Below are 19,453 nucleotides of genomic sequence, written 5' to 3'. Positions count from 1 at the left end.
CGGCACAGTGACGGCCGGGCGCCGGCCGGGCCGCCGCGGGGCGCCGCGGGGCGCTCAGCCGTCCGCCCGGGTCATGCCCGCCCGTCTCCCGTCCGGCCTCGAACGGTCCGGCCTGGAATGGTCCGGCCTCGTACGGTTCGCCCCCGTACCGTCCGGCTCGGTACCGTCCGGGAAGATCGGGACCGGCCGGATCCTGCGCAGATACGCCTCCGCCTGCCAGATCGCCTCCCGCGCGGTGCGCTGTCCCATGAGGACGCAGAGGGTGTACGCCACGTCCTCGAAGCGTCTGCGGGTCGTCACGTCCAGCGGATCGACGAGCACCAGCCGTTCCCAGGCCCGGTAGCGGGCCAGGAGATCGGCGACAAGATGTCTGTCCGGCAGCAGCATGTCCACCACCTCCGCTTCGGCGGGGACCAGTCGTCGCGCACAGCCTGACACAGTCCCCTGAGCGTCATTCTCCCCCCGGCGCGCCGCATCCGCGCGGCGGGCCCCGGAGGCTCAGCTCTCGCCGCGGGCCAGCGCCAGCAGCCGGTCCAGGACGCGCGGGCCGCCCGCCCGTACCCCGTCGTGCTCGAACTCGTCGGTGACCCAGGTGCGCAGGCCGCGGATGGCGCGCGCGGTGCGCAGCGAGTGCTCCGTGTCGACGTACATGTCGTCGTGGTAGACGGCCGCCGCGACCGGCACCTCGTTGGCGGCCAGCCGCGCCGTGTCGTACAGGGCGGGCCAGTCGGTGCGGGCGGCGAGCAGTTCGGCGGTCTCGCGCAGGGGGCGCAGCGCCGGGTCGTTCTCGAAGTGCCAGGGGTGGACGGACTCGCCGGTGAAGTAGAGCGGGCCCTCCCCGGCGAGGGTCCTGGCCGCGTCGAACCGGGTGAACTCGCCCCGTACCCGCTCGGCGGCCCAGTCGGTGGCCCGGCCGCCCTGCCCGTAGATCGCCTCGTGGACCAGCGCGTACAGCGGGTGTCCGGCGAAGGAGAGGGACGAGGCCACGTTCTCCTGGAAGGCGTCGGAGAGGGCGGGGCCCTTGGGGGTGCGGACGAAGGCGTTCTCCAGCAGGTAGTGGAGCTGATGGCTGCCGTCCCCCGCGCCGAGCACGATGCCGAGGGACTGGAACGCCTCCGGTGTGAGGGTGTATCCCCCGGGCAGGACCGGCCGGTGCTCGGCGACGTACCGCGCGACGGCGCGGGCGCGTTCGATGTCCTGGGGGTAACGGGCGTAGTGTGCCTCCACCTTGCGCGCGATCCGCGGGTACGCGGCGCGGTAGACCTCGTCCGCGGTGGCGTCCAGGGACGGCAGTCCCCCGGTGATCAGGACGGTGTCCAGGCCCTCGGGAGCGGCGCAGAGGTAGTGGGTGGCGCAGAAGCCGCCGAAGCTCTGGCCGAGTACGGTCCAGGGGGCGCCGCCGGTGAGCAGCGGGCGGATGGTCTCGCAGTCGCGGACGATGGAGTCGGCGCGGAAGTGGGCGAGGTGGTCGGCCTGCGCGCGCGGGCCGCCGTGCAGCGGCAGGGTCTGCCGGTTGACGGGTGTGGAGAGGCCGGTGCCCCGCTGGTCGAGCAGGAGTACCCGGAACTCCGTCAGGGCGCGCCCGAGCCATGCCTGTCTGCCGGTGAACCGGCGCGCGCCGAAGCCGGGCCCTCCCTCCAGGTAGAGCAGCCAGGGCAGTTCCGCGCCGGCCCGCGCGCTCGACACGACCTCGCGCGCGAACAGTTCGATCCGCTCGCCGCCCGGATCGCCGTGGTCCAGCGGGACCGTGAAGCGGTGGTCGGTGAGGACGACGCCGGGCTGGCGGTAACTGGTCAAGAAAGGGCTCCTGTTCTCGCGCCCCCGAGGCGGTCGGGCACCACCGGGGCAGTCACGCCGGACATTTCAGCACACGGCCGGCGGGCACCTCGGCCCGCCCCGGTGGATACGGAGCGGGCACGGTGCGTGTTCAGCCGCCGCTGCCCCGGGGCGCCGAGCGGGCCACCGACCGGGACGCCGGTGCCCCGGACAGTCGCGGCCCGTGTGCGGGCGGGACCGGCCGCTCCTAGCGTGAGGTCATGATCCGGTTCGAGCAGGTCGGCAAGGTCTACCCGGACGGTACGGCGGCCGTGGACGACCTGTCCTTCGAGGTGCGCGAGGGCGAGTTGGTGACGCTGGTGGGGCCCTCGGGGTGCGGCAAGACGACCACGATGATGATGGTGAACCGGCTGATCGAGCCCACCTCGGGCCGGGTCCTCGTCGAGGGCCGGGACGTCTCCGGGGTCGACCCGGTCGCGCTGCGCCGCCGGATCGGCTATGTCATCCAGCAGGTCGGGTTGTTCCCGCACCGTACGGTCCTCGACAACACCGCGACCGTCCCCACGCTGCTCGGCTGGAAGAGGGCGAGGGCGCGCGAGCGGGCGGCGGAGCTGCTGGAACTGGTGGGGCTCGACCCGGCGACATACGGTCCGCGCTACCCCGCGCAGCTCTCGGGCGGACAGCGCCAGCGGGTCGGGGTGGCGCGCGCCCTGGCCGCCGATCCGCCGGTGCTGCTGATGGACGAGCCGTTCGGCGCGGTGGACCCGGTGGTGCGCGAGCGGCTGCAGAACGAGTTCCTGAAGCTCCAGGCGACGGTGCGCAAGACCGTGCTGCTGGTGACCCACGACATCGAGGAGGCGGTACGGATGGGCGACCGCATCGCCGTGTACGGGGAAGGGCGCATCGAGCAGTTCGACACCCCGGGCGCGGTGCTCGGCACCCCGGCGACGCCGTACGTGGCCCGGTTCGTCGGTGCCGACCGGGGGCTGAAACGGCTCTCGGTGACCGCGGTCGAGACGGCCGATCTGGAGCAGCCGCCCGTCGCCAGGACCGGGGAGCCCGCGCGGGACGCGGCGGCGCGGATGCGTGCGGAGGGGGCCCGCTGGGCGGTGGTGCTGAACGACGCGGGCGAGCTGCACGGGTGGATCGCGGCCGGCGCGCCGGCCCGCGCGGGGACCGACGGGTCCGAGCCCGGCACGGTGGGGGACCACGCCCGGCGGATGGAGGCGTGGGTGCCGCTCGGCTCGCCGCTGAAGCAGGCGTTCAGCGAGATGCTCCAGCACGACGCGGGGTGGGTGGCGGTGCTGGACGGGGCGCGCTTCGCCGGGGTGCTGACCCCGGCCAAGCTCCACGAGGCGCTGCGCCGCTCGGTCGACGCGGACGCGCAGGGCATCGGCCGGGGCGAGGTCGACTTCGACTCGGTCGCGGACGCCTAGGGTCTTTCGTTCGGATCAGGCTGGATCAGGGAGCGCCCGCCGCGTCAGCGGCAGATGTCACTGCGGGCACGCGAGCCCAGCATGATCCGAACGACCGACTGCGCGATGCTCCCCGCCGTGCTCGACGCGATCCGCCGTCCCACGCGTCGGCGCCGGACGGCGGCGAACCAAGCCCGACCGGGTGGTGGCGGACAAGGTCTGTTCCTCACGGAAGATCCGCCGCCTCCTACGGCGCCGGGGCATCAAGGCGACCATCCCCGAGCGCCGCGACCAGAGCGCCGACCGCGTTCGCCATGCGAGCCGGGGAGGACGGACCCCGGCCTTCGACAAGACCGCGTCGGGTTGCCCGCCCGGACGAGGGTCCAGGTGATGTCGGCAGCCGCCCGCTCCGTGGCGGTGATGGTGGCGGTGGACCGCGGAGCCGCCTGCGCGATGCCGGGCCAGGTCAGCACGACGGCTGCCGGCGCCGTGACCGTCATCCTGGTACGCCGGGTGACGGGCCTGCGCCCGGGGCGCTGTGGAGCCGAAGGTGAAGCCACGGATGCACCGACCGGAACGCCGACGCGGCGGCGTACCGGATTCCCGGCCGGCATGCGGCAGGGTCAGGACCTGAGCCGGGACAGGACGGCGTCGTTGTGGTGGAAGTCGCTCTCGCTGAGCACCCCGCCCAGGAGCAGCTTGCTGACCCCCAGCGACAGGTAGCCCTCCAGGTACTCCGCCACTCGGTCGTAGCTGCCGACGAGCAGCGGCATCAGGCCCTTCTCGGCCTGGTAGGCGCCGGTCCAGTAGACGTCGTCGTGGGTGTCGCCGCTCATGGCCAGCGCCGCGATCCGCCGGTTCCAGTCCGACTCCGACCGGGTCTTCATGGCGGTCATCGCCCGCGAGCGGCGGTCGCCGACATAACGGCCGCGGGCCTCCGCCCACGCCTCCTCGTCGGTGCGCCGGGCGACCAGCCCGACGCGGATGCCCAGCGCCTGCGGGTCCCCCAGGCGGGGCGCCACGAACGTCTCGGCGAACGCGGCCGTCGGCTCGGGGTGGGTGACCGCGACATCGCCCACGCTGCCGACCGCCGCGAGGCTGGCCTTCGAGGATCCCGCCACGAAGACCCGGGGCCGGAGGGCGGCCGGCAGTCGGGAGAAGGTCCGCAGGCCCCGGAAGCGGTAGTGGCGGCCCTCGTGGTCCACCGGACCGTCGGAGTCGAGCAGGGCGCGTACGACGGTCATGTACTCCGCCGCCCGCTCGTACCTCTCGTCGTGGTCGGCGCGGTCGCCGACCTGGTCGAGCTCACCCTTGATGCCGCCGGTGATCAGGTTGACGTCCAACCGCCGTTCGTACAGGGACGCCATGCCGTGAATCAGCTTCGCCGCGGTGTACGGCGGCATGGCGTACGGCTGTACGGCGACCAGCGGCACCAGGGTCTTGGTGTGCTGCGTCATCGCCGCCGACACGACCCAGGGGTCGAGGTTCTCGTGGTTGTAGAAGACCAGCAGACCCTCGTAGCCGAAGCGCTCTGCCCGCTGGGCGAGCGCGCCGATGCTGGCGAGGGAGTTCTGCTCGCTCGGTCGCCCCGGTAAGGCCGTGCCGTAGACGTCGAAGGTGTATGCCACGATGCTCTCCGTTCTGCTCCCCGTCCGCCGCTCGCGTACGGTCCGGGGGCCCGCGTCCTGTCCGGGTGTCAGCGGTGTGCCGGCGCGGCGGTCCGTCGCGTCACCAGCGAGGTCAGGTGGCCGCGGAAGTCGTCGACGAACGCCAGCACACTGTCCTCGGTCATGTCGTTGGCGTCGTAGCCGATCCGCCCCATCAGGGCGCCGTCCGGTGCCCGGCGCACCCGCATGAACTGCCCGAAGTGGTTGGCTTCGGCCTGGTTCCCGGCGGAGTGAGTGACCGTCCCCAGCGCCGCTCCGAAGGCGTACGGGACGGTGTCCCTGCTGGGCAGGTACTCGAACATCCGGAACCAGGACGGGGCGGTGCCCAGCACGCCGGGCGCGAACTGCGGTGCCAGTCCGAGCAGTTCGACGACCGGGAACTGGGCGCGTCCGTAGGCCTCGATGACCGCCGAGCGGACCTCGCCGACGTACTCCGCGGTGAGACCGCCGGGGCGGACCCGCAGCGGCAGCAGGGTGGGGTAGACGAACGGTCCGACCAGCTTCCGGACCCCGGGGTGGTCGCGCTGCTCGAACACCGAGGCCACCACGAGGTCGTCGGTCTCCGCGCGGGACCGCAGGGCGAGCCCGTACGCGGCCAGCAGGGTGGTGAACACCGTGCTGCGATGGACGCGCGACCAGTCGAGCACCGCCTCGGTCCTGGTGTCGCCCAGCACCTCCATGCGCAGTACCCGGCCGTTCACCGGGGCCGACGGCCGGAAAGGGGTGTCCCGGCGGTAGACCGGCACCGGCAGGTCTCCCAGAGCCCTCTGCCACCCTGCCCGGTCGGCCGCCGCACGCTCGGTCAGCCGCTTGTTCTGCCATTGGGCGTACTGGCTGTACGGCAGCGGCACCGGCGGCAGCTCACGCCCGGCGAGCAACGCGGTGTAGAGCCCGCAGAGTTCGGCCAGCGCGTGGCGCAGCGAGGACGGGTCGACGGCGAAGTGGTGGAAGACCAGCCCCAGCAGGTGCCGCCGGGCGCCGGTGGCGACCAGGTGGCCCCGTACCAACGGGGGTGCGTCGATGTCGATACGGGTCTCCTGGAGCAGGGCGGCCAGCCGCTCCGCGTCCTGTTCCGGTGAGCCGGACGACTCGACCGGACGCAGCTCGACGCCATCGGCGCCCGGGACGGCCTCCGTGCGGGTGGAGTCCGGTATCGGCCGTGCCCGCAGGGTTTCGTTGCGCTCCACCAGTTCGCGGAACGCCGCGCCCAGGACGTCCGTGTCCAGCGGACCGCTGATGTCGACCACGATGTTCAGGGTGGCCCGCGGGTTGGTGAGATAGCCGGGCCTGATCTTCTCGGTCTGCATGGCCACCCGCTGGAACAGCGACATCTCGTGTCTCATCGCGTCGTCTCCTCGATCAGAAGGTCGGAGTAGCTGGCGGCACGGCCGCGTGCCCGGAGCAGGTTGTGGTGCAGCGGCTCCAGGAGCGCGCGGGACCAACCGCTGTCCGCCCACGCGTCGTAGGAGATTCCGAAGCCGAGCCGCTCCCAGAGCCGGGCGTTGACCGCCTCGTGTTCGCCGAAGGGTTCGAGGAGCACCACCGGCGTGGCGGCCGCGAGGGAGTCCATCAGGGTGCCGCCGCCCGGCTTGCTGACCACCGCGGTCGCCTCGCGGGTGAGATGGAACGCGTCGTGGTGGTGCCGGCCGCGCCGGAAGTCGGCCGTGCCGTCGCGCCGGATGCGGCCGAACGGCGGGAACCCGGTGTCGTGCCAGGGGTGCCAGTCCGGGTCGAGCATGAAGTACCGGTGGCCGTCGATGGGGCGCCCCGCGCCGCCGTCCGGGTCCGTGCCGGTGACGTCGGCGGGCTCGTACACCACGATGTCCAGCGCAAGCCCGTGGCGGCTCATCTCCTGGGAGCGTCCCGCGTAGGTACCCATCCCCCAACCGCCGCCGTGCACCAGGTAGCGGGGGGCCCGCCGGGACCAGGCCACGGGCGGCGCCGGGCTCACCGGGATGGTGCGGGCCACGCCGCCCGCGTGCTCCTCCAGCAGCCAGATGTCGCGGAACGTGCCGGCGGCGCGCCGCGCGGCGGGCACCCCGGCGGCAGCCGACGTGAACGACGGTGAGAGGACCGAGTCGACGTGGCAGGCATGGATGCGCACGCCGGGGTGGCGGGCGGCGTAGCGGTGGGCGGCGGGCAGCCAGAACCCGGAGAGCAGTACGAGCAGGTCGACCCGGTCGGCCTCCCACTCGCGGAGCAGCCGTTCGACCTCATCGTCCTCCAGGGCGGTGGTGTTGCCCCTGGAGAGCCGCTGTCCGGCCAGCGCCACCCGGAAGTCCCGGTGGAAGCTGCGCTTCGACGCGGGTATCCGCTCCCGCTTGTCCGCGGGCAGGCAGCGCTCCAGCACGTCGACGCGGACCGGTACACCGCTCTCGTCGAGCCGTCGGGCCAGCAGCAGTCCCGGCACATGGACGCCCAGCGCCACGCCCGAGGTCAGAACGGCGATCACAGGGCGCTCCCGGTCCACGGCCGCGCTCCTTTCTCCGGCCCGTCGGGCGGAGTGTTCCCCCCGCTCAGCAGCCGGACCATCGGCAGGACGAAGAACGCGCTGACGGTCGCGCGCGACAGCAGGTACAGCGTCGACCAGAGCAGGCTCAGCGCGACGGCGTCGGTACGGGACAACACGTGCCAGGTGTCGGCGAGCAGCAGCACGCACACGCCCTGCGGGCCGCCGTATCCGCCGATGGAGAGGGGGAGTTGGGTGGCGAACAGGAACACCGCGCAGAACTGCGCCAGGTGCTGGAGCCCCAGGTCCAGGCCCATCGCCGAGATCAGCAGCCACCACGCCGCGAACATGGCCAGGACCAGACCGGCGCGCAACGCCAGCTGGACCGCCATCTCGGCCGGTCCGGTCCGTACGAACACCGACAGGAACGCGCTGTCGCGGAGGCGGGGGAAAATCCGTCGGCCGGCCGGCAGCCAGACCCACAGCAGGAAGACCGCCAGGCCGGCGGCGGGCCCGATGCTCAGCAGCGCGGCACCGCCCGGCAGCCCGCTCCCCAGCGTCGCGCCGGCGCCGATGCAGGCCAGGACCACGATGCCGTCCGCGACGGTCAGCACCTCGGTGGCGCCCAGTGTGCGCGCCGCCCCGACCCCCCAGCGCCTGCGGAAGTACAGGGGGGCCACCACCTTGGTCAGCGGCGGGAAGATCAGCCCCAGCAGCTGCTTGCCGCACACGACGGTGGCCACCTCCCGGGTGGGCACGTCCGGGGCGAGGTGGCGCCGGTACACCAGGGTGAAGCCGGCCACGTCGAGCGCGTAGAACGCGGCGGTGTACCCGAGGGCCGAGAGGACGGCCACGGGCACGTCCGCCTTCCCCAGCGCCTGGGCCAGCGCGGCCCCGTCCACGCCGCGCAGGGCCCACCAGCAGATGCCCCCGGCCGCCACCAGGGTCACGGCGAGGCTGACGGCGTGTCCCGCCCGTTTCCCGGCCGGCCCGCCGGCCGGGGTCACCGGCCGGTCCCCGCGCCGGGAGCGGCGAGGGCGCCGCGGGCCCCGGAGGGGGCCGTCCTCGCGCGGGACGCGCCGGGGGCTGCGAGGGCGGCGAGGTAGCAGTCCTCCATGAGGGACACCCGCTCGGCCACCGCGCGCCACTGGTCGGCGGGCGGCGCGGACACCCGGGTGAGGAAGCGGTCCAGCTGGTCGTCGTAGTAGCAGGACGCGGGGAACGACAGCACGCGGCGGGGGGCGCCGTCGGGCGCGATGTGCAGGTTCACCGGGAGCGGCCCCGCCGCGGGCCGCAGGAAGTTGCGCAGCCGCACCCGGCCGCGGGTGAAGACGAACTCGTGGTCCGCCCGGTATCCCTCGCCCAGCGTCGCGTGCAGGGTGGCGCGCGCCCCGGACGGCAGGTCGAGGGTCGCGGTGAACTCCAGGTCCACGCCGCCGGGCCCGCCGAAGTCCGAACGGCCGCCTGGGGTGGCGCCGTCGAGCCCGGCGGTGGCCTGCACCGCCTGCAGCCAGTAGCTCGCCGTGTCGAGGAAGGCGCCGCCGCCCAGTTCGGGCCGGAAGCGGTAACCGCGGCGGTCGGGGGGCTCGAAGCCGATGTACGAGTGGATCGCGGTGAGCGCGCCCAGCTCCGCCGAGTCGATCAGGTCCCGTACGGCGGCCTGCCAGGGATGGTCCGCGGTCATCACCGCCTCGACGACGTGCACTCCGGTGGCCGAGGCCGCGTGGCGCAGCGCGTGCAGCTCCCGGCGCCCCAGGCACAGCGGTTTCTCGATCACGACGTTCTTGGCCGCCCGGGCCGCCTCGACCGCCCACTGGGCGTGCGCGGTGTTGTGCAGGGAGATGTAGACCGTGTCCACGGCTTCGTCGTCCAGCAGTTCCCGGTAGCCGGCGTGGCCGCCCGGCAGGCCGTGCCGTGCCCGGAAGGCCGTGGCACGGTCCGGGGTGTGGGCGGCGACCGCCCGCACCCGGATGTCCTCGCGGCGCGCGGCGGGGGCGAGAACGGCTCGCTCGGCGATCCCGGTGGCGCCGATGAGTCCGATCTCATGAGGCATGGGACACCTCGCCGGCGGTACGTTCCAGCGATCGCGCGACCCGGTCCATGGCGTCCTCCAGGAGCCGGTCCTGCTCCGCGTCGCGGGCGACCACGGCGTAGTACAGCCGCGCCCTGGGCGAGCGCAGCGTGTTGGCCGTCAACGGGAGTACGCCGGTGCCGCCGGCCCGGTACAGCGCGTCCTGGCCGTCGAGCGCCGTGACCAGGGCGCCGTAGCGGCGGGACACCCGGCCGGCCTCGTCGTCCGGCGACGAGGGGGCCGGGTCCCGGGGGTGTCCGGGGCCGGTCGCCGGCAGCCGTAACCCGCGCACGGCGAGGCGCGCGGACGTGCCCGCACCGGCGAGGCGCCGCCCGAGCAGCAGGCTGATCAGGCCCATGGACATCCGCGGGTTGATTTCGAGCACCGGGACGAGCGTGCCGTCGTGGAGCGTCATCGAGTCGACGCACACCGGCCCGTGGTAGCCCGCGGCGGCGAGTGCCGCGCCGGTTTTCTCCATCACCTCGCGGTAGCCGCACCCGGCCAGCCGTCGGGCCAGCGGCTCGGGGACCGGGCGTGAACCGGCGTAGGAGAACCCTGTGTTGTGCATGAGCTGGACGCCGAGCCAGTCGACCGTGCCGTCCGGAGCGATCTCCAGGTGGGCGGAGAAGTCGGCGGCCTTCTCGTACTGGCGCTGCACGAGCAGTTCGACGGCCGCCCCCCGCTCCGCCTGCGCTTCCAGGGTCCGTGTGACGGAGCGCAACACCCGCGGCGAGGACACCGTGATGGTGCCGCGGCCGGCCACGCCGTACGGGTCCTTGACGAGCGCGGTGGCACCGTCGAACGCGGTGATCCGGGCGTGGAGTTCGGCCACCGACCGGACCGTGTCGCCGGCCCCTGGCAGCCCGTGGTTCCGTACGAACGCGTTCGACCAGGTCTTGGACGACACCGCGCGCACGGTGTCGGCGTCGGGCAGTTCCGAGCCGGGCGCGCACTGACCGGCCAGTGCCGCGGTCTCCGGCAGGACGGCATACGGCGCGATCCCGTACTCCACGAGGTCGCCGGGCGGCGAGGCCAGCAGCCGCTGCTCGACGGTGACCGCGTCGTTGTTCGCGGCATCGGTGACGTCCGGGCCGGCCGCGTCGCGCCGGCTGCCGGGTCCGGGCGCCGGTGCGACGCGGTGCCGGGTGGGCAGGCCGGCCGCGGCGAGCGTGCGCAGGAGGGCCCCGGGCGGCTCGGCCGAGGTGATCAGCAGATCCGTGGGCCCGCACGCGGCGGCGAGCAGCTCGTCCATGGCCGCCACCGTGCGGTCCCCTTCCGGGTCCCGCAGAGCGGGCAGGACGGCCAGACCTCGCGGACGCCACCGGCGCTCGGCATCGAAGGCACCCAGTCTGATCACTTTTCCGGCCTTCATGACAGGCGGTCGGCCTCTGCCGTCACAAACCGGATCAGTTCCTTGATATGTCCGAGCTGCTCGAAGGTCAGGCTTTCGTAGTCCAGCTCCAGATCGAATTCGTCCTCAAGCCGGAGAAGGAAGTTGATCATCTGGATGGAATCCAGCCCGAGATCCTCGATGATATGACTCTCGCCGGTCAGCGCGTCGGCAAGCCCGGGGTCACCGATGATTTCGCCCAGCAGCTTTTTTATGCGTTCCTCGACCGAACGGTTTTCCGTCGGCCGCTGCGTGAGAGCATCCGCCGTGTCCGTCATCTCATCACGACCCGTTCAGATAGAGAAGAATACACTTCGAGCAGACCGGCATGAGTCCCGTACCGCGCAGCACTTCCCGCACCTTCCGGAAAGTCTCGCTCTGCCATACCTCCTCGACGCTGTTCTCATACAGGTCTCCGACAATGAATTCCGGAAAGAACTTGCACGAGCTGACCTTCCCGTCGGCATGGACTTCCAGCCGATTGGAGACGGCGAGGCAGCGGTTGCGCTGCTGGGCCGGCGCGGGCGAGCCGAGGATGAAGTCGCTGACCTCGTCGACCTCCAGCTGCGGCTGGTAGCGGATGCGTACCCGCCAGGTGCGCGCGGCGAGCCTGGTCATCGAGTCCTTGAGGACGTCGATGAGCTCCGGCTTCAGCCGGTAGGTGTACGAGTGCCAGGTGGGTGTGGCGCCGGGGGGCGGAGGGTTCAGCCAGGCGAAGCACTCCTCGTACAGCCGGTCCATGGACTCGGCCACCGGGGGGCTGATGTACCAGGGGAACTGGAAGTACACGGTGTTGACGCCGAGTTCCTCGGCCCACTCCATGAACTCGTACATCTTGCCGACGGTCTCGTTGCTCACCATGCAGGAGATCGAGACCTCGCCCTGGTACTCGCCCGAGCGCTGGAGGTCGAGCAGGGTCTTGATGTTGCGTATGGTGCGCGGGAAGGTGCCGCGGCCGCGCAGGGCCTCGTGGTCGGTGTCCAGCCCGTCCAGGCTGACCAGCAGGTTCAGCCCGGGGCCCAGGGACAGCAGATGCGGCAGATTGCGCTCCACCAGCAGGCCGTTGGTGCACATGACCACGGTCCGGGGGGTGCGCGCGAGGAGTGCGGCGATGTCGCCGAACTTGCTGTGCATGAGCGGTTCCCCGCCCCACATGAACACCTTCGCCCGCCGCTCGTCGGTGGCCCGCAGGACCCGGTCGACGACATCGATGTCAAGCTCGGTGCGCTGCTTCTCCTTGCTGTAGTCGTGGAAGAATCCCTGGTCGTTCCACTGGTAGCAGTGGGTGCAGCGGAGGTTGCAGCGGTAGGTGAGCTGCATGCTCACCTCGCGCGGCATGGGGGTCGCGTAGCCCGAGTCCAGCGCGGTGTTGCGGCGGGTCTCGGCGCGGATGGCGACGGTTCGACGTAAGTCCTCGAACTCTTTGGCGTTGAGCCTGCGTTCGGTTTTGGGATGCACAGCGTTTCCTCCGAGGCGCACGGAAAGAGAGACCAACGACCGTGGAGCTACGTACCCCGTTAATTGCCGCAACAGTACTGATGAGTAATTTGCTGCAACGTGTGAATCGATTGAAGCACCGGGTCTCGCCGCCTGTAAAGAACGCACCCCCATCATCCCGTAAAATTACAGTTCTGCCCCCAGGGCGATCATTGCCCGTTATGTGACCCATTGTCGGTCCGGCGGGCTCGCGAAGACCAGGTCGCCAACATTGTATACAACCACTGAAGAGTATGCGGAATTAAGACGGGGGAAGCGCTCACGGTTATCACCATGACTCCAGTCGATCACTCCTGACGATCACTCTTGACGGTGCAAAACGACTTGGGGTAATTTCTGCGCGGCGGCAGCGCCGCATCTCCACCCGGATCCCGCGCGTATTGCGAAATGCCGGTGCGGGAGTATTCACTCGCGATCGCTTTGCTCATCCTCCCCCGCGCGGCATTTCCGAATCCTTCTGGTGAGGACGTCTCATGGCTGGAAGCACTCTGTTATCTCCCGCCCCCGCCCCGCTGCGCGGAGGGAGTGGGGCCCGGTGACGAACGAGGAGCGGTTACGGGAGTACCTGCGGCGGGCGACGGCGGACCTGCGGGAGGCCAACCGGAGACTGGACGAGGCGGAGGACCGGGCACGCGAGCCGATCGCGATCGTCGGCATCGGCTGCCGCTTCCCCGGCGGCGTCGCCTCGCCGGAAGACCTGTGGCGGCTGGTCGCGGACGGCGAGGACGCGATCTCCGGCCTCCCGGAGAACCGGGGCTGGGACCTTGAGGGGCTGTACGACCCCGACCCGGACGCGCAGGGCCGCTTCTACTCCAAGGGGGGCGGATTCCTCCACGACGCGGAGCAGTTCGACGCGGGATTCTTCGACATCTCGCCGCGCGAGGCGCTGGCCATGGACCCCCAGCAGCGGCTGCTGCTGGAGGTCGCCTGGGAGGCGCTGGAGGACGCCGGGATCGATCCGACGGCGCTGCGGGGCAGCCGCACGGGCGTGTTCGCCGGTGTGATGACGCAGGACTACGGCCCCCGCCTGCACCAGGCCACCGACGGCGCCGAGAGCTATCTGATGACCGGCCAGACGATCAGCGTGGCCTCGGGCCGGGTGTCGTACGTGCTGGGCCTGGAAGGACCCGCAGTCACCACCGACACGGTGTGCTCGTCCTCCCTGGTGGCCGTGCACCTGGCGGCGCAGGCGCTGCGCCGCGGCGAGTGCGAGAGGGCCCTGGCCGGTGGTGTCACCGTGATGGCCGCGCCCGGGGTCTTCGTCGGGTTCAGCCGCCAGCGCGGGCTGTCGGTGGACGGACGCTGCCGGGCCTTCGGCGCGGGCGCCGACGGGTTCGGCCCGGCCGAGGGCGTCGGGCTGCTGGTGCTGGAGACGCTGTCGGCCGCGCGCCGGAACGGGCACGACGTGCTGGCCGTGGTGCGCGGCTCGGCTGTGAACCAGGACGGCGCCAGCAACGGCCTGACGGCCCCCAACGGCCGGGCGCAGGAGCGGGTGATCCGGCAGGCGCTGGCCGACGCGGGCGTCGCGGCGTCCGACGTGGACGCGGTCGAGGCACACGGCTCGGGGACCGCGCTGGGCGACCCCATCGAGGCGCGGGCCCTGCTGGCCGCGTACGGCGGGGACCGGCACCCGGAGCGACCACTGTGGCTGGGCTCGGTGAAGTCGAACATCGGCCACACGCAGGCCGCCGCCGGCGTCGCCGGCCTGATCAAGATGGTGATGGCGATGCGCCACGCCGAGTTGCCGCGGACCCTGCACGCCGACGAGCTCTCCCCGCACATCGACTGGGACTCCGGGCCCGTGCGGCTGCTGCAACAGGCGGTGCCCTGGCGGACGGACGGCCCGCCCCGCCGGGCCGGTGTGTCCTCGTTCGGCGTCAGCGGGACCAACGCGCACGTCATCCTCGAGGAGGCGCCCGCCGACGCGACCGACGGGGCCGACGACGGCACCGGGCCCGGACCGGACCGTACGGTTCCCTGGGTGCTGACCGCGCACTCGCCGACGGCGCTGCGCGAACGGGCCCGCCAGCTGGCCGAGTTCACCCGGGGCGCGGGCCGGGGCGTACCCGTCGGGCGGGTCGCGGCGGCGCTGGCCCGCAGCCGGGCCGGTCTGGAGCACCGCGCGGTGGTGCTCGGCCGGGGGCGGGGGGAGCTGCGCGCCGGGCTGACCGCGCTCGCCGCGGGCGGGTCCGCGGCCGGCCTGGTGTCCGGACAGGTGGGCACCGGCGCCGGCGCCGTCTTCGTCTTCCCCGGCCAGGGCACCCAGTGGGTCGGGATGGGACGTCAGCTGTACGGCGCCTCCCCGGTGTTCGCCGAGGCCCTCGACGAGTGCGACGCGGCGCTGCGGCCGTGGACCGGATGGTCGCTGGTCGACGTGGTGCGCCAGGCGGCCGGCGCGCCGTCGCCGGACCGCACCGACGTGGTGCAGCCGGTGCTCTGGGGCACGATGGTGTCACTGGCCGCGCTGTGGCGCGCCTGCGGGGTGCGCCCCGCCGCGGTGCTGGGCCATTCGCAGGGCGAGGTCGCGGCGGCCTGCGTCGCGGGCGGCCTGTCGCGGGCCGACGGTGCCCGGATCGTCGCCCTGCGCAGCCGGGCGGTCGCCGCGCTGGCCGCCCCGGGCGCCATGGCGGCGGTGGCGCTGGGCGTCGACGAGGTACGCCGCCGGCTGGGCCGCGAGCCCGGGCCGCTGGAGGTGGCCGCGGTGAACGGCCCCGGGACGACCGTCGTCTCCGGTCCGCCGGACGCCCTGGCCGCGTTCGTCGCCGGCTGTGAGGCCGACGGGATCCGGGCCCGACGGCTGCCGGTGGACTTCGCGTCCCACTCCGCCGCGGTGGAACCGCTGCGGCGGGAACTCGCGGACGCGCTGGCGGACATCACCCCTGTCGCGGGCGAGGCCGCGTTCTACTCCACCGTGACCGGCGGTCTGTTCGACACCCGTGGCCTGGACGCAGACTACTGGTACCGGAACCTCCGGCAGACCGTGCTGTTCGACGAGACCGTCCGCGCCGTGCTGGCCGACCACCGGACGTTCATCGAGGTCAGTCCGCACCCGGTGCTGACGATGAGCATCGAGGACCGCGCCGACCTGGAGCGGCGGGACATCGTGGTGAGCGGGTCGCTGCGGCGGGACGGCGACGACCGGCACGAGATGCTGGCCTCCGTCGCCCGGCTGTGGGCCGGCGGAGCCCGGGTCGACTGGCCGGCCACGCTGACCGCCACCGGTGCGTCCGGCGCACCGGCCGGCCGGGTCGACTTGCCGAGGTACCCGTTCCAGCACCGGCCCTACTGGCTGCACACACCCGCCGACGGCGGTGCGGACGAGCCCGGACGGGCCGACCGGCTCGGGCTGGACCGGGTGGACCACCCGGTGCTCAGCGCGGCCGTACCGGTGGCCGGGTCGGACGAGTTGGTGTTGGTCGGGCGGATCTCACCGGCCCGGCAGCCGTGGCTGGCCGACCATGTCGTCGCCGGTACGGTGCCGGCGCCGGGCAGCCTGCTGGTCGACCTGGCCCTGCACGCGGCGGGCCAGGCCGGCTGCGGCGGCGTCGAGGACCTCGTCCTGCACACTCCGCTGCTCCTGGCCCCGGACGGCGCCGTCCAGGTGCAGGTGGTCCTGGCGCGGCCCGAGCCGTCCGGCCGGCGGGCGCTGGAGATCCACTCCAGGCCGGAGCAGGACCCGGAGCGGCCTGCCGCCGGGGGCGGGCCGTGGACCCGGCACGCCACCGGGGCGCTGAGCCCCCGCGACGCGCCGCCCGGCGGCGCCGCGGCCGCCTCGGGGGATGCGCCGGAGCCGGTCCACGGTCAGGCCTGGCCCCCGCCCGGCGCCGTACCGGTTCCGACGGACGGGTTCTACGACGAACTCGCCGCCCGGGGCTATGCGTACGGGCCCGCCTTCCGCGGTGTCCAGGCGGTCTGGCGCCTCGGGGACGAGGTCCTGGCCGAGGTCGTGCTCCCGGACGAGGCGCGCGCGGACGCCGGGGATTACGCCGTCCACCCCGCTCTGCTGGACGCCGTACTGCACTGCACGCTCGCCGCCGCGCCACGGGGTACGGGCGGGCCGCTCCTGCTGCCGTTCGCGTTCGGCGGGGTGTCGCTCAGCGCGGCCGGCGCGACCGCCGTACGGGTGCGCGTCGCCCGCGAGCCGCTGGTCGCCGGTCAGGAGGACGCCGCGGTGCGGGTGTCGGTCGTGGACGCCGCGGGCGCACCTGTCCTCGCCGTGGACTCCCTGGTCGTGCGCCCCGTCGACCCGGCGGTGCTGGCAACGGCGGCGTCCGGTGACCCGGCCGGCGGCGACCTGTTCGTCCTGCGCTGGCAGCAGGCGGGCGACATCCGGGAGAACGGCGAGGCCGGGGCACAGGCGGTCGTCGTCGGGGACCCGGTGCCGCCCGGCGTGACGGGGACGGCGACCGCGAGGTCGCTGTCCGACGTGAAGGAGGATGTCTCACCGCTGGTGTGCCTGCCGGTGACCGCGGACACCGGCACCGGCAACGGCCCGGGTGCGGCCGCGCAGGCGCACCAGCGGCTGCGGGACGTGCTGGATGTCGTACGCCAGTGGCTCGACGGGCGCTGGGAGGCGTCGGTCCTGGTGGTCGCGACGTGTGGCGCGGTGGCGACCGCGGAGGGCGAGGCGGTGACCGACCTCGGCGGCGCCGCGGTGTGGGGACTGCTCAGGTCCGCGATGGCGGAGCACCCCAGGCGGTTCGCCCTGGTGGACGTGGACCGGTGGTCGGAGCTGCCCGCCGCTCTCTCCTGGTGGGCGCGGGCCGCCCGGTCCGGGAGCGGTGCCGACCCGGTCGGCGAGCAGTTCGTGCTGCGCGGGGGCACCGTGTACGTCCCCCGGCTCGGGCGCGAGGACGACACCGAGGCACTGCCCGTGCCGACGGCGCCGGGGTGGCGGCTGGAGGCCGGCGAGCGGCAGACGCTGGACGACCTGGCGCTGGTCCCCTTCGAGGGAGGCGCGCGCGAGCTGCGGGCCAGCGAGGTGCGTCTGGACGTCCGTGCCGTCGGCGTCAACTTCCGGGACGTGGTGGTCGGCCTCGGGCTGGTCCAGGACGACCGGCCGCTCGGCGCCGAGGGCGCGGGCGTGGTGGTGGAGACCGGCCCGGGTATGACGGACATCGCCGTCGGCGACCGTGTCATGGGCCTGTTCGGGCAGGGCTGCGGGCCGTCGGCTGTCGTGGACACCGGGCTGCTGGCCCCCGTACCGCATGGGTGGTCGTTCGCCGAGGCGGCGACGGTGCCGGTGGCGTTCATGACCGCGCTCCACGGGCTGGTCGACCTGGGCGGCGCCGCGCCCGGCCGCAAGGTGCTGGTCCACGCCGCCGCGGGCGGGGTGGGGATGGCCGCCGTACAGCTGGCCCGCCGCCTCGGCCTCGAGGTCTTCGCCACCGCGAGTCCGGCCAAGTGGCCGGTGCTGCGCCGGATGGGGCTGGACGACCGGCACCTCGCCTCCTCCCGGGACACCGGCTTCGAGGCGCGGTTCCGCGCCGAGGCCGGGGTGCTGGACCTGGTGCTCAACTCGCTGACCGGCGAGTTCACCGACGCCTCGCTGCGGCTGCTCGGACCGGGCGGCCGGTTCGTGGAGATGGGCAAGACCGACATCCGTGACGCGGCGCAGGTCGCCCGGGATCACCCCGGCGTGTCGTACCGGGCGTTCGACCTGATGGACGCCGGCCCCGCGCGGATCGCCGCGATGCTCGCCGAACTCGTCCGCGGCTTCGACGACGGTTCGCTGCGGGCCCTGCCGGTGACCGCCTGGGACGTACGCCGCGCCCGGCAGGCCCTGCGTCATATGAGCCTCGCGCGCCACATCGGCAAGGTCGTCCTGACGCTGCCTCCTCGGTTCGGCCCGGACGGGACGGTGCTGATCACCGGCGGCACCGGAGTGCTGGGCGCTCAGGTCGCGCGCAGGCTCGTGCGGACACACGGCGTCACCGGGCTGGTGCTGACCGGCCGTCAGGGCATGGCGGCGCCCGGAGCCGCCGAGCTGGTCAGGGAGCTGACCGCGCTGGGCGCCTCGGTACGCGTCGAGGCGTGCGACGCCGCCGACCGCGACGCCCTGGCCGGGGTCGTCGAACGGGCCGGGCTGAGGGCCCCGCTCACCGGCGTGGTGCACGCCGCGGGCGTGCTGGAGGACGGCCTGATCGACACGTTGACCGTGCCGCAGCTGGAACACGTCCTGCGGCCGAAGGCGGACGCCGCGTGGAATCTGCACGAGCTGACCCGCCACCTCGACCTGCGGGCGTTCGTCCTGTTCTCCTCGGCGGCCGGTGTGCTCGGCACGCCGGGCCAGGCCGGTTACGCGGCGGGCAACACGTTCCTCGACGGGCTCGCCGCCCACCGGCGGTCGGCCGGGCTGCCCGCGGTGTCGCTGGCTTGGGGGTACTGGCAGGACGCCAGCGGGATGACCGCGCACATGGGCGAGGCCGACCGGGCTCGGATGGCCCGCGGCGGCATCGCGGGGCTGTCCACCTCGCGGGCGCTGGACCTGTTCGACGCCGCCTGCCGCGGAGACCGGTCGACGGTCGTCCCGGCCCGGCTGGACCTCGGCTCGCTGGACGGCCGGCCGACGGCTCAGGTACCGGCCGTGCTGCGGTCACTGGTGCGGCCCGCGCTGCCGCGGGCGGCGGGCGCCCCGAACGGCGCCACACCGGACAGCACCACGTCGGACAGCGGCACGCCGGACGGCACCGGCCCGGAGGGGCTGACCGAGCGGCTGGCCGGCCTGTCCGCATCCGAACGCCAGCGGCTGGTGGTCAACCTGGTCCGCCGGGAGGCGGCCGTCGTGCTCGGCCACGCCGGCCCGGACGCCGTCGGCCCGGACCGGTCCTTCCGGAAGCTGGGCTTCGACTCGCTGAGCGGGGTGGAACTGCGCAACCGGCTCGGCGCGGCGGCCGGTGTGCGGCTGCCGTCGACCGCCGTCTTCAACCACCCCACGCCCAGGGAACTGGCGGCCTTCCTGCTGTCCCAGCTCCCGAGGACCGCCCCGTTCGAGTCCGCCCCGACCGGCCTCGAACCGGCCGCCCCCGCCGCCCCCACCGTGGCGGTACGGCCGGTGCCGCTCCTGTCGCGGTACGGCAGCGGGGCGGCCGACAGCCCGGACGACCAGGATCTGGAGACCGCCACGGCCGAGTCGATCTACGACTTGCTGGACCGTGAACTCGGCGGCGCATAGCGGAAAGGCAGGCG

12 protein-coding genes and 1 pseudogene are annotated in these 19,453 nt (G+C 73.4%); 3 read left to right on the top strand and 10 right to left on the bottom strand.

All coding sequences use genetic code 11. The features are described 5' to 3' along the window. Window positions 1-54 precede the first annotated feature (54 nt). On the bottom strand, window positions 55-387 hold the full coding sequence (locus AB0P17_RS31630) for a DUF5133 domain-containing protein (protein ID WP_365816232.1): 333 nt from the start codon (window positions 385-387) through the stop codon (window positions 55-57). Between the two features lie 111 nt (window positions 388-498). Next, entirely contained in the window at window positions 499-1,797 is a 1,299-nt protein-coding gene (locus AB0P17_RS31625) for an alpha/beta fold hydrolase (protein ID WP_365816230.1), read from the bottom strand. A gap of 239 nt (window positions 1,798-2,036) precedes the next feature. Here AB0P17_RS31625 and AB0P17_RS31620 point away from each other — a divergent pair, with 239 nt between their 5' ends. Next, window positions 2,037-3,212 (top strand): betaine/proline/choline family ABC transporter ATP-binding protein, encoded by a 1,176-nt coding sequence (locus tag AB0P17_RS31620; RefSeq protein ID WP_365816228.1) that lies wholly within the window; start codon window positions 2,037-2,039, stop codon window positions 3,210-3,212. Window positions 3,213-3,348: 136 nt separating this feature from the next. Further along, window positions 3,349-3,543 (top strand): annotated as a pseudogene (locus tag AB0P17_RS31615) (IS5/IS1182 family transposase); the annotation flags it as partial. Between the two features lie 271 nt (window positions 3,544-3,814). On the opposite strand, the gene AB0P17_RS31610 reads toward AB0P17_RS31615, so the two are convergent. The 8 genes from AB0P17_RS31610 to AB0P17_RS31575 all read right to left on the bottom strand — a co-directional run bounded on the left by AB0P17_RS31610 (window position 3,815) and on the right by AB0P17_RS31575 (window position 12,226). Then, window positions 3,815-4,819, bottom strand: coding sequence for an LLM class flavin-dependent oxidoreductase (locus tag AB0P17_RS31610; protein ID WP_365816226.1), 1,005 nt, complete (start codon window positions 4,817-4,819; stop codon window positions 3,815-3,817). A 68-nt stretch (window positions 4,820-4,887) separates the two neighbouring features. After that, window positions 4,888-6,201, bottom strand: a complete 1,314-nt coding sequence (locus AB0P17_RS31605) for a condensation domain-containing protein (RefSeq protein ID WP_365816224.1) — start codon at window positions 6,199-6,201, stop codon at window positions 4,888-4,890. Next, entirely contained in the window at window positions 6,198-7,328 is a 1,131-nt protein-coding gene (locus tag AB0P17_RS31600; protein WP_365816222.1) for a hypothetical protein, read from the bottom strand. Before AB0P17_RS31600 ends, AB0P17_RS31605 begins: the two co-directional genes overlap by 4 nt. Then, window positions 7,307-8,314: a lysylphosphatidylglycerol synthase domain-containing protein gene (locus AB0P17_RS31595; protein ID WP_365816220.1), complete on the bottom strand. Its 1,008-nt coding sequence runs from the start codon at window positions 8,312-8,314 to the stop codon at window positions 7,307-7,309. The genes AB0P17_RS31600 and AB0P17_RS31595 overlap by 22 nt, the downstream gene beginning before the upstream one ends. Then, window positions 8,311-9,360, bottom strand: a complete 1,050-nt coding sequence (locus AB0P17_RS31590) for a Gfo/Idh/MocA family oxidoreductase (protein ID WP_365816218.1) — start codon at window positions 9,358-9,360, stop codon at window positions 8,311-8,313. Before AB0P17_RS31590 ends, AB0P17_RS31595 begins: the two co-directional genes overlap by 4 nt. After that, entirely contained in the window at window positions 9,350-10,735 is a 1,386-nt protein-coding gene (locus AB0P17_RS31585) for a hypothetical protein (protein WP_365816216.1), read from the bottom strand. The genes AB0P17_RS31590 and AB0P17_RS31585 overlap by 11 nt, the downstream gene beginning before the upstream one ends. Before the next feature lie 11 nt (window positions 10,736-10,746). Continuing rightward, window positions 10,747-11,046 carry a phosphopantetheine-binding protein gene (locus AB0P17_RS31580; RefSeq protein WP_365816214.1) on the bottom strand — a complete coding sequence of 100 codons (300 nt, stop codon included), beginning with the start codon at window positions 11,044-11,046 and terminating at the stop codon, window positions 10,747-10,749. 4 nt (window positions 11,047-11,050) lie between these two features. Next, complete coding sequence (locus AB0P17_RS31575; RefSeq protein ID WP_365816212.1) at window positions 11,051-12,226, bottom strand: radical SAM protein; 1,176 nt, start codon at window positions 12,224-12,226, stop codon at window positions 11,051-11,053. A 574-nt stretch (window positions 12,227-12,800) separates the two neighbouring features. Here AB0P17_RS31575 and AB0P17_RS31570 point away from each other — a divergent pair. Then, complete coding sequence (locus tag AB0P17_RS31570) at window positions 12,801-19,439, top strand: type I polyketide synthase (protein WP_365816210.1); 6,639 nt, start codon at window positions 12,801-12,803, stop codon at window positions 19,437-19,439. Window positions 19,440-19,453 lie beyond the last annotated feature (14 nt).

The organism is Streptomyces sp. NPDC088124 (assembly GCF_040685895.1).
Taxonomy (GTDB): Bacteria; Actinomycetota; Actinomycetes; order Streptomycetales; family Streptomycetaceae; genus Streptomyces.
This window is presented reverse-complemented; position numbering and strand designations above follow the sequence as displayed.